This is a genomic window from Ruegeria sp. J8 (assembly GCF_056531925.1).
In genome coordinates, this window is record NZ_JBQFMR010000003.1 from 35,665 (window position 1) to 48,751 (window position 13,087).

The 13,087-nt window shown below is 59.5% G+C and carries 14 protein-coding genes; 10 read left to right on the forward strand and 4 right to left on the reverse strand.

Features of this window, described 5'->3' with window-relative positions:
- Window positions 1-94: 94 nt before the first annotated feature.
- From aroC to cobO, 4 genes are read left to right on the forward strand one after another with little or no spacing between them, the layout of a single operon-like run.
- Window positions 95-1,195 carry a chorismate synthase gene (gene aroC, locus ACR0L1_RS06900; protein WP_480857872.1) on the forward strand — a complete coding sequence of 367 codons (1,101 nt, stop codon included), beginning with the start codon at window positions 95-97 and terminating at the stop codon, window positions 1,193-1,195.
- Entirely contained in the window at window positions 1,179-1,853 is a 675-nt protein-coding gene (locus tag ACR0L1_RS06905; protein ID WP_480857874.1) for an HD domain-containing protein, read from the forward strand. The genes aroC and ACR0L1_RS06905 overlap by 17 nt, the downstream gene beginning before the upstream one ends.
- Window positions 1,854-1,885: 32 nt before the next feature.
- Complete coding sequence (locus tag ACR0L1_RS06910) at window positions 1,886-2,821, forward strand: DMT family transporter (protein WP_480857876.1); 936 nt, start codon at window positions 1,886-1,888, stop codon at window positions 2,819-2,821.
- A 58-nt stretch (window positions 2,822-2,879) separates the two neighbouring features.
- Window positions 2,880-3,479, forward strand: coding sequence for a cob(I)yrinic acid a,c-diamide adenosyltransferase (gene cobO / locus ACR0L1_RS06915; RefSeq protein ID WP_480857877.1), 600 nt, complete (start codon window positions 2,880-2,882; stop codon window positions 3,477-3,479).
- Between the two features lie 53 nt (window positions 3,480-3,532).
- Here cobO and ACR0L1_RS06920 read toward each other — a convergent pair whose 3' ends face one another.
- From ACR0L1_RS06920 to ACR0L1_RS06935, 4 genes are all read right to left on the reverse strand, one after another.
- Window positions 3,533-5,101, reverse strand: a complete 1,569-nt coding sequence (locus tag ACR0L1_RS06920) for an alkaline phosphatase D family protein (RefSeq protein WP_480857879.1) — start codon at window positions 5,099-5,101, stop codon at window positions 3,533-3,535.
- A gap of 133 nt (window positions 5,102-5,234) precedes the next feature.
- A complete protein-coding gene (locus ACR0L1_RS06925; protein ID WP_480857881.1) occupies window positions 5,235-5,600 on the reverse strand; it encodes an SPW repeat domain-containing protein in 366 nt (121 codons plus the stop codon).
- Between the two features lie 110 nt (window positions 5,601-5,710).
- Window positions 5,711-6,661: an AraC family transcriptional regulator gene (locus tag ACR0L1_RS06930; protein WP_170785404.1), complete on the reverse strand. Its 951-nt coding sequence runs from the start codon at window positions 6,659-6,661 to the stop codon at window positions 5,711-5,713.
- Window positions 6,662-6,787: 126 nt separating this feature from the next.
- Window positions 6,788-7,654, reverse strand: coding sequence for a branched-chain amino acid aminotransferase (locus ACR0L1_RS06935; RefSeq protein WP_480857883.1), 867 nt, complete (start codon window positions 7,652-7,654; stop codon window positions 6,788-6,790).
- A 159-nt stretch (window positions 7,655-7,813) separates the two neighbouring features.
- Between ACR0L1_RS06935 and ACR0L1_RS06940 the strand changes: the two genes are divergently transcribed.
- From ACR0L1_RS06940 to dxs, 6 genes are all read left to right on the forward strand, one after another.
- Window positions 7,814-8,326, forward strand: a complete 513-nt coding sequence (locus ACR0L1_RS06940) for a MarR family winged helix-turn-helix transcriptional regulator (RefSeq protein WP_170770752.1) — start codon at window positions 7,814-7,816, stop codon at window positions 8,324-8,326.
- A complete protein-coding gene (locus ACR0L1_RS06945) occupies window positions 8,323-9,024 on the forward strand; it encodes a response regulator (RefSeq protein ID WP_170770751.1) in 702 nt (233 codons plus the stop codon). Before ACR0L1_RS06940 ends, ACR0L1_RS06945 begins: the two co-directional genes overlap by 4 nt.
- A 67-nt stretch (window positions 9,025-9,091) precedes the next feature.
- Window positions 9,092-10,018, forward strand: coding sequence for a histone deacetylase family protein (locus ACR0L1_RS06950; protein WP_480857886.1), 927 nt, complete (start codon window positions 9,092-9,094; stop codon window positions 10,016-10,018).
- Complete coding sequence (locus tag ACR0L1_RS06955; RefSeq protein WP_480857888.1) at window positions 10,015-10,257, forward strand: exodeoxyribonuclease VII small subunit; 243 nt, start codon at window positions 10,015-10,017, stop codon at window positions 10,255-10,257. Before ACR0L1_RS06950 ends, ACR0L1_RS06955 begins: the two co-directional genes overlap by 4 nt.
- Window positions 10,258-11,124, forward strand: a complete 867-nt coding sequence (locus ACR0L1_RS06960; RefSeq protein WP_480857890.1) for a polyprenyl synthetase family protein — start codon at window positions 10,258-10,260, stop codon at window positions 11,122-11,124.
- Between the two features lie 16 nt (window positions 11,125-11,140).
- Window positions 11,141-13,069 carry a 1-deoxy-D-xylulose-5-phosphate synthase gene (dxs, locus tag ACR0L1_RS06965; RefSeq protein ID WP_480857892.1) on the forward strand — a complete coding sequence of 643 codons (1,929 nt, stop codon included), beginning with the start codon at window positions 11,141-11,143 and terminating at the stop codon, window positions 13,067-13,069.
- Window positions 13,070-13,087: the final 18 nt, after the last annotated feature.

Here is a 13,087-nt window from a genome sequence, read left to right on the forward strand (position 1 = left end):
GGGGCAGCGCCCCCTTCCCCCGCTTTCCGCATGCAAATCCGCTTGAGGCCAAAGACACTCCCCGCTAATCACAATTTCCAAAGGAGCACGCCCCATGTCGATGAACAGCTTTGGACACCTCTTCCGCGTCACCACTTGGGGTGAAAGTCATGGCCCCGCCTTGGGCGCCACGGTGGATGGTTGCCCTCCGGGTGTCGCCATAGACGAAGCCATGATCCAGCACTGGCTGGACAAGCGCAAACCCGGGCAGAACAAGTTCACGACCCAGCGCCGTGAGCCCGATCAGGTGAAAATCCTTTCAGGCGTGTTCGAAGGTCAGACTACAGGCACCCCGGTTCAGCTGATGATTGAGAACACCGACCAGCGCTCCAAGGACTACGGCGACATCATCGACAAGTTCCGTCCGGGACATGCCGATATCACCTACTGGCAGAAATACGGCATCCGCGACTATCGCGGCGGTGGGCGCAGCTCGGCCCGTGAAACCGCGTCGCGCGTCGCGGCCGGAGGGCTGGCGCGTGAAGCGATCAAGCAGATCGCGCCCAACGTGCAGATCACCGGCTATATGACCCAGATCGGCCCACACAAAATCGACCGCGCCAACTTCGACTGGTCGCAGATCGAACAGAACCCGTTCTGGACACCTGACGCCCAAGCTGCCGACGACTGGGCCGCCTATCTGGATGACCTGCGCAAATCTGGAAACTCGGTTGGCGCTGTGGTCGAAGTCGTCGCGCGGGGCGTCCCCGCTGGGCTGGGCGCTCCAATTTATGCCAAGTTAGACACTGATCTGGCAGCCGCAATGATGTCGATCAATGCCGTCAAAGGTGTCGAGATAGGCGAAGGCATGGCCGCCGCCGAACTGACAGGTGAGGCCAACGCCGATGAGATTTTCATGGGTCAGAACGGCCCGCAATACAGCTCCAACCACGCGGGCGGAATTCTGGGCGGTATCTCGACCGGGCAGGACATCGTGGTGCGGTTTGCGGTAAAGCCGACCTCATCCATCCTGACCACACGCAAGACGATCACCAAATCGGGTGAGGAAACCGAGATCATCACCAAAGGCCGCCACGACCCCTGCGTCGGCATCCGAGCCGTCCCGGTGGGTGAGGCGATGATGGCCTGCGTGATTCTGGACCACCTGCTGCTGCATCGCGGTCAGATCGGAGAAAACCGTGGACATATCGGCTGACCTGCGTAGCCGCCTGCGCGCTGTCGTGGCGCAACGCATGGAAACGGACCCGGCCCATGATCTGGCCCATCTGGACCGCGTCTGGGTAAACGCTCGGGCCATTTCCGATGACCAGACTGACATGACCGTCCTGCTTGCCGCCAGCTATCTGCACGATCTGGTCAACTTGCCAAAAGATGACCCAGATCGCCATCTGGCTTCGCGCAAGTCCGCATCGGAATCAGTGCCTATTCTAAGTGGATTCGGCTTTAGCCGCGCCCAGGTTGACGCCACCAAACATGCCATTGAGGCACATAGCTTCTCGGCCAATATCCCGCCCGAGACGCCCGAGGCCCGCATCCTGCGTGATGCCGACAGGCTGGATGCGCTGGGCGCCATCGGGATTGCACGGAACTTTTCGGTCTCGGGCGCATTGGGGCGCACGCTCTACGATGCAGCCGATCCGTTTGCGGCTGATCGCGCGCTGGATGATCTGCACTATTCGCTCGACCATTGGAAAGTGAAACTGCTGAGCTTGTCTGATGACATGCTGACTGAAACCGGGCGGCAGATCGCAAAAGCAAGGACCGCGCGTATGATCCGTTTTCTGCACGAGTTCGCCGAGGAAATCGGCAGTGACCTGCCGCGGACGTGGATAAACGGCGACGCGACCGGTTGATCTTTGCCCGTTAAAGGCGCAGGGTCCGGCCCATGGCAAAATCCTTAACATCGCATCGACCCGCCCTGGCGGTGGGTCTGAAGCTGGGCGCATTGTTCCTGTTCACGGCTATGGCCGCATTGGTCAAAGCGCTGTCGGATACGTTCCCGCCGGGCGAGATGGTCTTTTTTCGCTCGCTCTTCGCCATCCCTGTGATAATTGGCTGGCTGCTCTGGCGTGGAGAGCTGGCGCAAGGGTTGATCACCCGAAAGCCGATAGGCCACGTCTGGCGCGGTGTTCTGGGAACTTCGGCCATGGGGCTGACCTTTACGGGGCTGGCCCTGCTGCCTCTGCCCGAGGTCACGGCCATTGGCTACGCCACGCCGATCTTCACGCTGATTCTGGCGGCCGTCATTCTGGGTGAGCGCATTCGCATGATCCGTATCGGTGCGGTCAGTCTGGGGCTGCTGGGAGTTCTGATCATGATCTGGCCTCGGCTGGGCGGCAACAACATGGAAAGCACGGCAACCCTCGGCGCGCTATGCGTTCTGGTTGCCACGATGGCGCGAGGATTCGTGCAAATCCATATCCGACAACTGGTTCAGGTCGATCACCCCGCCGCCGTGGCCTTTTACTTTTCTGTTACGGCAACGCTGCTGTCCGCCTTGACGGCATTTTGGGGATGGACCGCGCCCACGCTTGAACAGACCCTAATATTGGCACTTGTAGGGCTGACAGGAGGGGTTGCACAGATATTGGTCACGACGTCCTACAAGTTCGCGCAAGCCTCGATGCTGGCACCTTATGACTATACCACGATGCTGTTTGCGGTGGTCATCGGCTATGTCTGGTTCGACGAGCTGCCGACTTTGGTCATGCTGGGTGGGGCAGCGTTGGTTATCGCGGGAAATGTGGTGGTGATCCTGCGCGAACGGCAACTGGGGCTGGAGCGGGCAAAAGCGCGTTCAGTCACGGATCCCAAAGGCTGATCTTTACCTTTCGCGAACTTCACCTAGGTTGGGCGCAACACAAGGAAAGGTTCCCACCATGAGTGATGCGCAGGATCACAAGGAAAAGATGCAGAAGGTGCAGGCCCAGCACCGCAAGAAAGTCTCCGAGGCCGTAGACCCCGAGCGCGGGCTGGTCCTGATCAATACCGGCAAGGGCAAGGGTAAATCCTCGGCTGCGTTTGGTGTGGTCATTCGGGCGCTGGGCTGGGGCCATGAAGTTGCCGTTGTGCAGTTCATCAAGGGTAAGTGGAAAACGGGTGAACGGCGTTTCTTTGAAGAACGCGATCTGGTCACATGGCACACAATGGGCGAGGGCTTTACCTGGGACACGCAGGACCGAGAGCGTGACATCGCCGCGGCCAACGCCGCCTTTGGCAAGGCGTGTGACCTGATGGCCAGCGGGCACTATGACCTGGTGGTTTTGGACGAGATCAACATTGCCCTTCGGTACGAGTATCTGTCGGTCGAGCAGGTCATTGATGGGCTGAATGCACGCTCGGACAAAACCAGCGTGTTTCTTACGGGCCGCGACGCGCCGCAGGCGCTGCGTGATTATGCAGATCTTGTCACCGAAATGACGGAAGAGAAACACCCGTTCCAAGCTGGTATCAAAGCCCAGCGCGGCGTGGATTTTTAAATGTTGGAATGACAGAGCGCCCCTGATCATAAGTCTGGGGCGCTCTGATCCCATTAAATTGCGCGAGACTTTGGGTCCAGCGTGATCGACCACAGCTCAGTATCGGCGCGGTCCATCAGACGCACTGTCATCTGCTCGGTGGCTCCGTCGATATCCACCAATCCAAAGAACTGCAGACCGGCGCTGGGGGGTAGATTGACACCTTGTCCCTCGGCCGGGGCTTTGACGAATTTGACCTCGGGACCGAAGGTCCCATCCAAGGCGTTCGGCCCAAAAGTTCCGGCATGCAGCGGGCCCGAGACGAATTCCCAGAACGGCTCAAAATCCTGGAATTGCGCTTTGTTAGGGTCGTAATAGTGCGCGGCGGTATAGTGAACGTCAGCGGTGAACCAGACCGTATTGGTGATCCCGACGGTTTTGATAAATTGCAGCAGTTCGGCAATCTCCAACTCGCGCCCTTTGGCGGGGCCGCTATCGCCGTTTGCGATGGCTTCGGCCCCGGCTTGTTCCCGCCAGTTGTCCCAGACGATCAGACCGATTGGCATGTCGGATGCGATAACCTTCCACGTCGCCTCGGACGCGGCCAGTTCCCGTTTCAGCCAAGCCAGTTGCTCGGCCCCCAGAATGCGGGACTGATCAGTGATCTCATCCTCCATCGAGGCCCCGTTCGGCCCGCGATAGCTGCGTAGGTCCAAAAAGAACACGTCCAGCATTGGGCCATATGCGATCTTGCGATACACCCGCCCCGGCTCGGCCGGGGTGATGCGCAGCGGTGTCATTTCGTGGAAGGCACGGGCAGCGCGGGATTGCAGCACGTGCACCGATTTCTCAGAATAGCGGTCGTCCGAGATCAGGTCTTTCGCATCCGACCAGTTGTTCACGACCTCATGGTCATCCCACTGAAAAAAGGTCGGGCAGACGGCGTTCATAGAGCGCACATGCTCGTCCATCATGTTGTATTTCCACTGACCACGGAATTCGTCCAGCGTTTCAGCCACTTTGCGTTTCTCGTCGATCAGGGTTGTGTTTTTCCAGATCAGTTGATCGCCCTTGACGACCTCATCCTGCATCGGACCATCGGCATAAATCGTGTCGCCCGAGTGGATGAAGAAATCGGGCTTGTGCTGCGCCATGGTGGCGTAGGTGCGCATCCCTTCGTCGTCGATGCCCCAACCCTGCCCAGCGGTATCGCCCGACCAGGCAAAGCGGATATTCCGGCGTGAGGTCGGTGCAGTGCGAAATTGGCCAATAATAGGCTCTGATATAGCGCTAATGTCGTGTAGATCCGCTGCGGTAAACCGATAGAAGATGTCCTGATCCGACGGCAACCCGTCGACCAACCGCTTGACGGCCAAGTCGCTGTTGGGGATTGCATCCATAGGGGTCAGTTTGCGCGCATCGGTAAAGCTCTCGGTGGTCGAGACCTCCATCATCACGCGAGCCGGTCGATCGGTGCGAGTCCAGATCATACCCGAGGTGGTGTCAACATCACCCGACTGAACGCCGTGGGTGAAAACCGGGCGCGAGGATGCGCGGCTGATGGCTGGCATGGACAGTGATGCGGCGAAGGCGGTGCTGCCAGCCAGAAAGGCGCGGCGATTGGGGCGTAGGATTCGGGTCATTTGGGCTCTCCTGTCTGGTGGTCCTTAGGGACCACGCGATTGGTGAGCGGCAGTGAGCCGCCTGTTTGTAAAACAAGCGGCTCAGTTTTTTGAAAGTATCACGATGATATTGTGACACTTGTGGACAAGGTGCTTAGGCCGCGACGTCCTGTTCCGGCGTGCTGAGTGCGATCACCACAACAACTGCCGCACCGTTCACCCAGTAGAATACCGCATCCAGGCCGGAAAATCCAAGCAGGCTGGGCGCAGCAAGGAAGGTCAGCCCGACCAGAAGATCGACTGTCAGGTGCAGTTTATAGGGCAGCACACGCCAAATCCCCAGATGGTGATCTGTCAGCACGGTCAGCACAAATGCGGCGACGCCGGTCACGACCGACAGCCACAGCGCCAGCGGGTTGGATTGGCCTAGACCCAGTATGAATGGCAAGGTCATCAGCGCAATGGCAACGGGGTAATCCAGATAGGCGTGAATGTTGCGGGTCACGAAACGGGCAGACATGGAAGGTTCCTTTCCTTAGCTTGGTATGAGTCCAAGATAAATCAGTAACCCCGAACGCATCAGTCCGGATCGTTCACGTGATACTGCAGATCGTCCAAAATTCCGTCGCTTCAGTGCATGGCTCGATAAGCCGCCGGGGACAGACCGACCTGCTTCTTGAACACGCGCGAGAATGCGGCCTCGGACGCATAGCCTACTTCTGCAGCTGCGTCCGCGACGTTCCAGCGGCTTTCGGTCAGACCATGGCAGGCGATCTGCATGCGCCAGTCGGTCAGGTATTGCATCGGAGTCGTGCCCATCTTTTCGGCGAATAATTGGGCAAAGGCCGTGCGTGACATCCCGGCCTCGCGGGCCAGCAACTCGACGCTCCAGTCCTGCGCCGGAGACTGGTGGAAAGCTGTCAGCGCGCGTGACACGCGGGGATCAGCAAACCCAGCCAAGGCAGATTCGCTGGGGCTTTGATGTTCCAGATGAGCGCGGATGGCTTGGGCAAACAGCACTTCGGATAGTTTCAGCGCAATCAGATCGCCGCCAATGCGGGCGCCGCTGACCTCGGACCCGATCATGCGCAGGGTCGATTCGATCCAGGCTCCGGCCTCTTCGCCGTAGTTCTCGATCAGGATATAGGGGGGGAGCCGGTCGATTAGCATATGTCCCGTGCCCTGTCGCCCTGGCGGGCCGGTGAACGAGAAATGCCCGCAGATCAGCTGCGTATCCCGGCTTTTGTCCTCGCCGCCATAGACCAGAACGCCGTCGCCTTGGTAGCCGGATTTTTCCAGCACCTCTTCCAAAGGCAAAGCGTCCAGCGGTTTAACCTCATTGCAGAGCAGAGCATGCGCGGACCCGTGCGGGATCAGGATCAGGTCGCCTTGCCGTAGCCGCAGTGTTTCGCCGGTGGTCGAGACATGCACCTTCAGCTCGCCCCGCTGTACAAAGTGAAATCGGGCCACGTTTTCGAAGGCTGGCACCTGGACGCCAAAGGGCGGCGTGAACGATGTGCGGAAGTAGAACGTGCCTTTTAGGGACAGGCGCGTGAGGATATCGCTGAGCAGGTCTAACATATGCTTAACCTAAACGATTATGCGCATACATCCATGGGTTCGAACGATCTGCAATAAATCCCGCACGTTTGGCAAAAGAAAACCCCCGCGGATCCGCGGGGGTTCGTTAGAATTGGTTGTTTGGGATCAGGCGCGGACCAACGCCTCATAGTCCGAGGCGATCTCGCGGGTGAGGTCGCCTACCTCGAACGTATAATCGCCAATTTGCCCGACCGGAGTGACCTCGGCCGCTGTACCGGTCAGCCAGCATTGTTCGAATTCGGCCATTTCCTCGGGCTTGATGCGGCGTTCGTGGACAGTGATGCCCTTGTCTTTCAGCATCTGAATGACGGTCTGGCGGGTGATGCCGTTCAAAAAGCAGTCGGCTAGAGGGGTGTGAACCTCACCATCTTTGACGAAGAAGACATTGGCGCCGGTAGCCTCGGCCACATAGCCGTTGTAGTCCATGAACAAGGCATCCGAGCATCCCTTGGCCTCGGCTTTGTGCTTGGAGATGGTGCAGATCATGTAGAGACCCGCCGCTTTTGCGTGAACCGGGATGGTTTCGGGGCTGGGGCGTTTCCATTCTGCGATATCCAGCTTCGCACCCTGCATCTTGGCGTCGCCGTAATATGCGCCCCAAGGCCAGACAGCCACGGCCATCCGCACCGGGTTCTTGGCTGATGCGACGCCCATATCCTCACCCGAGCCGCGCCAGACCAGAACGCGCACATAGGCGTCCTGCAGTCCGCTGGCTTTCAGGGTTTCTTCCTTGGCGGCCTCGATATCGTCCACCGAATACGGCATTGGCATGTCCAGAGCCTCGGCCGAGGCGATCAGACGCTCGGAATGTTCGCGGCCTTTGAAGATTTTGCCGCCATAGGCGCGTTCGCCCTCAAAGACCGAAGACGCATAGTGCATCGCGTGGGTCAGGATGTGTACATTGGCCTCGCGCCAGGGCACCAGTTTGCCATCCAACCAGATGACACCATCACGATCATCATATCCCGACATGCGAAACCTCCTGAACCGGGCTGAAATTTCCGATTGTTGCGTTATTTAAGTCCGAAGCGGACATAATGTTGCGCAAAAACTGCGATTCGATACCTGTCTGCCCTTGGAATGTCAATAACGCTGACATAAACTCGACCCAAGTAACGAATGAGGCACAAGATGTCCGACACCCGTCCCGCCCAGGTCTTTGGCGGAGAAAGCCTGCTGTTTCTGACGGACGAGCAGCTACGGCAAGGGATCGAAGCGATGTTTTTCGCGTATCGCGGGTTTACGGCGGACCCTGATCGTATCCTGTCCGAACTGGCCTATGGTCGCGCCCATCACCGGGCCATTCACTTCATCAACCGGGCTCCGGGAACCACGGTGAACAATCTGCTGGCCATATTGGGCGTGACAAAGCAGTCTCTGAACCGGGTGTTGCGAACCTTGATTGACGACGGGTTGGTCGAAAGTCGGGTGGGAACCGTGGACAAACGTGAAAGGCACCTATTTCTGACAGAGAGAGGCCGAGAATTGGAGACTACCTTGTCCGAGGCGCAGCGCGTTCGGATGCGGGCGGCGTACAAGGAAGCGGGCCCCGAGGCCGTTTCAGGGTTTCGTAAAGTGCTTGAAGCGATGATGGATGCTGATATGCGTCATGCATACAGGAAATTGCGGGATACCACCTCATGAGCGATATGGACGCGCATCTGCTGATCGTTGACGATGACGAACGCATTCGGGATCTGCTCAAGAAGTTTCTGATGCGGAACGGGTTTCTGGTGACGTCGGCCCGTGATGCAGCCCACGCGCGGCGGGTGTTGTCGGGGTTGGATTTCGACATGATCGTGCTGGATGTGATGATGCCGGGCGAAGATGGTGTCAGCCTAACGAAGGCGCTGCGCGAAACCCATTCGACGCCGATCCTGTTGCTGACCGCGCGCGGCGAGACCGAGCATCGGATCGCGGGGCTTGAGGCTGGGGCCGATGACTATTTGGCCAAGCCGTTCGAACCCAAGGAATTGTTGCTACGGATCAACGCGATCCTGCGTCGGATGCCCGAGACACCTGCGCAAGAGACGGTTAGCAAGATCCTGAACCTCGGACCCATCCGCTATGATGTTGAGAAGGGCGAAATGTGGCAGGGCGAAGAACCTGTGCGTCTGACGGCTACGGAAAGTCAGTTGATGAAGATTTTCTCAGCCCAACCGGGTGAGCCGATCAGCCGGTCGAAGCTGGTTGAAGATTTGGGCCGCGACAAAGGCCAGGCGCAGGAGCGCGCGGTGGACGTGCAGATCACCCGTTTGCGGCGCAAGATCGAACAGGACCCCAAGCAGCCGCGGTATTTGCAAACTGTGCGCGGTGCAGGGTACATGTTGGCCCCGGACTAAGGGCCGCTGCGCGGCGATTTTTTGCCTTCGGCGAGGATATTTTTAGCCAGATGAAGATGGGATCCTGATGAAGACTGCGCTTTTGACTCATGCGGATTGTCTTGGACATGTGACGCCGGACGGCCACCCTGAGCGGGTCGCGCGATTGGAACATATTCTGCATGCCTTGGAGCCGCTGGATTTGGATCGCAAGACTGCGCCTTTGGCAGCAGATGATGATCTGCGGCGTATTCACCCGGACAGCTATATTGAAGACATTCGGCGCAGCGCACCTGCGGATGGGTTTCGGCAGATCGACGGCGATACGTTCATGTCGCCGGGTTCGGTGAGCGCGGGATATCGCGCGGCGGGGGCGGCTGTTCGGGCGGTGGATTTGGTGCTGGGTGGTGAGGCGCCGAATGCGTTCTGCGCAGTGCGGCCTCCGGGGCATCATGCTGAGACGGACACCGCCATGGGGTTTTGCTTGTTCGGCAATGCGGCACTGGCGGCGAAACATGCACTGGATCACCACGGGCTGAGCCGCGTGGCCGTTGTGGATTTCGACGTGCATCACGGCAATGGCACGCAGGATCTGCTGTGGGACGAAAAGCGCGCGTTGGTCATTACCAGCCAGCAGATGCCCTTGTGGCCGGGATCTGGACGCCCCGATGAAACCGGGGCTCATGAGACGGTGCTGAATATCCCTCTGGCACCTGGTACAGGTGGGGCCGAGATGCGTGCGGCCTATGAACGGTTGGCCTTCCCGCGTCTGCGTGCCTTTGAGCCGGAGCTGATCATTATTTCGGCCGGGTTCGATGCGCATCAGGATGATCCGCTGGCCGAATTGAACTGGTCCACCGGGGATTTTGCCTGGCTCACGTCAGAGCTGTGCCAGATCGCGGCAGAGGTGTGTGAGGGTCGTATCGTCTCGACTCTGGAGGGCGGGTATGATCTGAAAGCCTTGGCCGAGGCCACCCGTGCCCATGTGGAAGAATTGATGAAGGCAGCCCAATGACCGAGACACCCGTTGACCAGATGACATTCGAACAGGCCATGAAAGAGCTGGAGACCGTGGTTGGTCAGCTTGAGCGTGGAGATGTTGCATTGGACCAATCCATTGCTCTGTACGAACGCGGGTCGGCGTTGAAAAAGCGCTGTGAGGATGAGTTGAAGCGGGCCGAGGAAAAAGTGGCTGCGATCACGCTGGATGCCGAAGGTCAGCCGATCGGGACCACGCCTGTCGAAGGTCAGTAAATGTTCAGTGACAGACTGGCGCAGGATGCGGCGCGGATTCAAGCCCATTTTGATCGGGTTCTGGGCGCGTTGGACGATCTGGATGTGACCCGGGCGATGGCTTATGCCACCGAGGGCGGGAAAAGGCTGCGCGGGTTTCTGGTGTTAGAGAGCGCTCGGTTGCATGGTGTTGAGACTGAACGAGCCATTTGGCCCGCGACGGCTATCGAAGCGCTGCACGCGTATTCGCTGGTCCATGATGATCTGCCTTGTATGGATGATGATGATCTGCGCCGGGGGCGGCCCACGGTTCATGTGAAATGGGATGAGGGTACGGCCGTTCTGGCCGGGGACGCGCTGCAGACGCTGGCGTTTGAGCTTTGCGGGAACGCGCAGGTTGGCGAGGCCGCAATTCGCGCAGATTTGACCCTAACGCTGGCGAAAGCAAGCGGTGCGCAAGGTATGGTGCTGGGGCAGGCGCTGGATATCGCGGCGGAAACGGCGGAGGCTCCGCTGACGCTGGAACAGATCACGCGGTTGCAGGCAGGTAAGACCGGGGCGCTGATCGAATGGTCTGCCTGTGCGGGCGCGCGGTTGGCGCAGGCGGATGCGGACCCGCTGCGCCACTATGCCCGCGCGCTGGGCCTTGCCTTTCAGATCGCGGATGACATCTTGGATGTTGAGGGCGATGCCGAAAAGGCCGGAAAGCGTCTGCAAAAGGATGCAAAGGCGGGCAAGGCCACCTTTGTCTCGCTGCTGGGGCTGGACGCCGCCAAGGCCCGCGCGGCGGAGCTGGTGGATCAGGCCTGTACTGCGCTGGATGGCTATGGAACTGCCGCTGAAACCTTGAAGGACGCCGCCCGCTTCGTTATTGCCCGGGACAGCTAAGCCAGGAACGCGCCATATGTCTGACCGCCCGAATACGCCCCTGCTGGATCTTGTGAGCCGCCCTGCGGACCTCAAGCAGTTCTCGGATTCGCAGCTGCGGCAGGTCGCGGATGAGCTGCGAGCTGAGACCGTCTCGGCCGTTTCCGTCACCGGCGGGCATTTGGGCGCTGGTTTGGGTGTCGTCGAGCTGACCACCGCGCTGCACGCCGTCTTTGACACCCCGCGCGACAAGATCATCTGGGATGTGGGGCATCAGTGCTATCCTCACAAAATCCTGACCGAACGGCGCGACCGGATCCGCACACTGCGCATGAAAGACGGCCTCAGCGGCTTTACCAAACGCAGCGAAAGCCCCTATGACCCGTTCGGGGCTGCCCATTCCAGTACCTCGATCAGTGCCGCGCTTGGGTTTTCCGTCGCGCGCGATTTGGGCGGTGTCACGCCAGAAGGGTTGGGCGATGCGATTGCTGTGATCGGCGATGGGTCGATGTCCGCAGGCATGGCGTTCGAGGCGATGAACAACGCGGGCCACCTGAAAAAACGCCTGATCGTAATCCTGAACGACAATGAGATGAGCATTGCGCCCCCGGTTGGTGCGCTGTCCAGCTATCTGTCGCGGATTTATACCGAGGCCCCGTTCCACGATCTGAAAGCCGCCGCCAAAGGCGCGGTGTCCCTGCTGCCGGAACCCTTCCGCGAGGGGGCGAAACGCGCCAAAGAAATGCTTAAGGGCATGGCCATGGGCGGCACGTTTTTCGAAGAACTGGGCTTTTCCTATATCGGCCCCATCGACGGGCATGACATGGACCAGTTGCTGCCGGTGTTGCGCACGGTCAAGGCACGGGCGACCGGGCCGATCCTGATCCACATCCTGACCAAAAAGGGCAAAGGCTATGCCCCCGCCGAGCAAGCCCGCGACAAGGGGCATGCAACCGCGAAATTCGACGTAGTGACGGGCAAACAGCACAAAGCGCCATCAAACGCGCCGTCCTATACCTCGGTCTTTGGCAAGACGTTGGTGGAAGAGGCCGAGCGCGACGACAAGATCGTGGCTGTGACTGCGGCGATGCCAGATGGCACTGGGTTGAACCTGTTTGCAGAACGCTACCCCTCACGTTGTTTCGACGTGGCGATTGCTGAACAGCACGGCGTGACCTTTGCCGCCGCGCTGGCTGCGGGCGGGATGAAGCCGTTCTGCGCGATGTATTCGACTTTCCTGCAGCGCGGTTATGATCAGGTTGTGCATGACGTGGCCATTCAACGCCTGCCGGTCCGGTTCGCCATCGACCGCGCGGGGCTTGTGGGGGCCGATGGCGCGACGCATGCAGGATCGTTCGACATCGCTTATCTGTCCAACCTGCCGGGCATGGTGGTGATGGCCGCCGCCGATGAGGCCGAGCTGATGCACATGGTCGCCACCGCCGCTGCGCATAACGAAGGCCCCATCGCGTTCCGCTATCCGCGGGGTGAGGGTGTAGGCGTCGACCTTCCCGAGCGCGGGGAAGTTCTGGAAATTGGCAAAGGTCGCATCATCCAAACCGGCGCGCGGGTTGCGCTGCTGTCCTTCGGCACCCGTCTGGCCGAAGTTCAAAAAGCGGCCGAGGCGCTTACCGCTAAGGGTATCACGCCGACGATCGCCGATGCGCGTTTTGCCAAACCGCTGGACCGCGACCTGATTCTGGATCTGGCCGCCAATCACGAGGCGCTGATCACCATTGAAGAAGGGGCGATTGGCGGCTTTGGCAGCCACGTGGCGCAATTGTTGGCGGATGAAGGCGTGTTTGATGCGGGTCTGAAATACCGTTCGATGGTGCTGCCTGACATCTTCATCAATCAGGCCAGCCCTGCGGATATGTACGCGGTAGCTGGTATGAATGCCGAGCAGATCGAGGCCAAAGTACTGTCGGTTCTGGGCGTGGCCACAATCGGCGAAAAGCGCGCCTGATCTCTGTTTTCGCAGAAA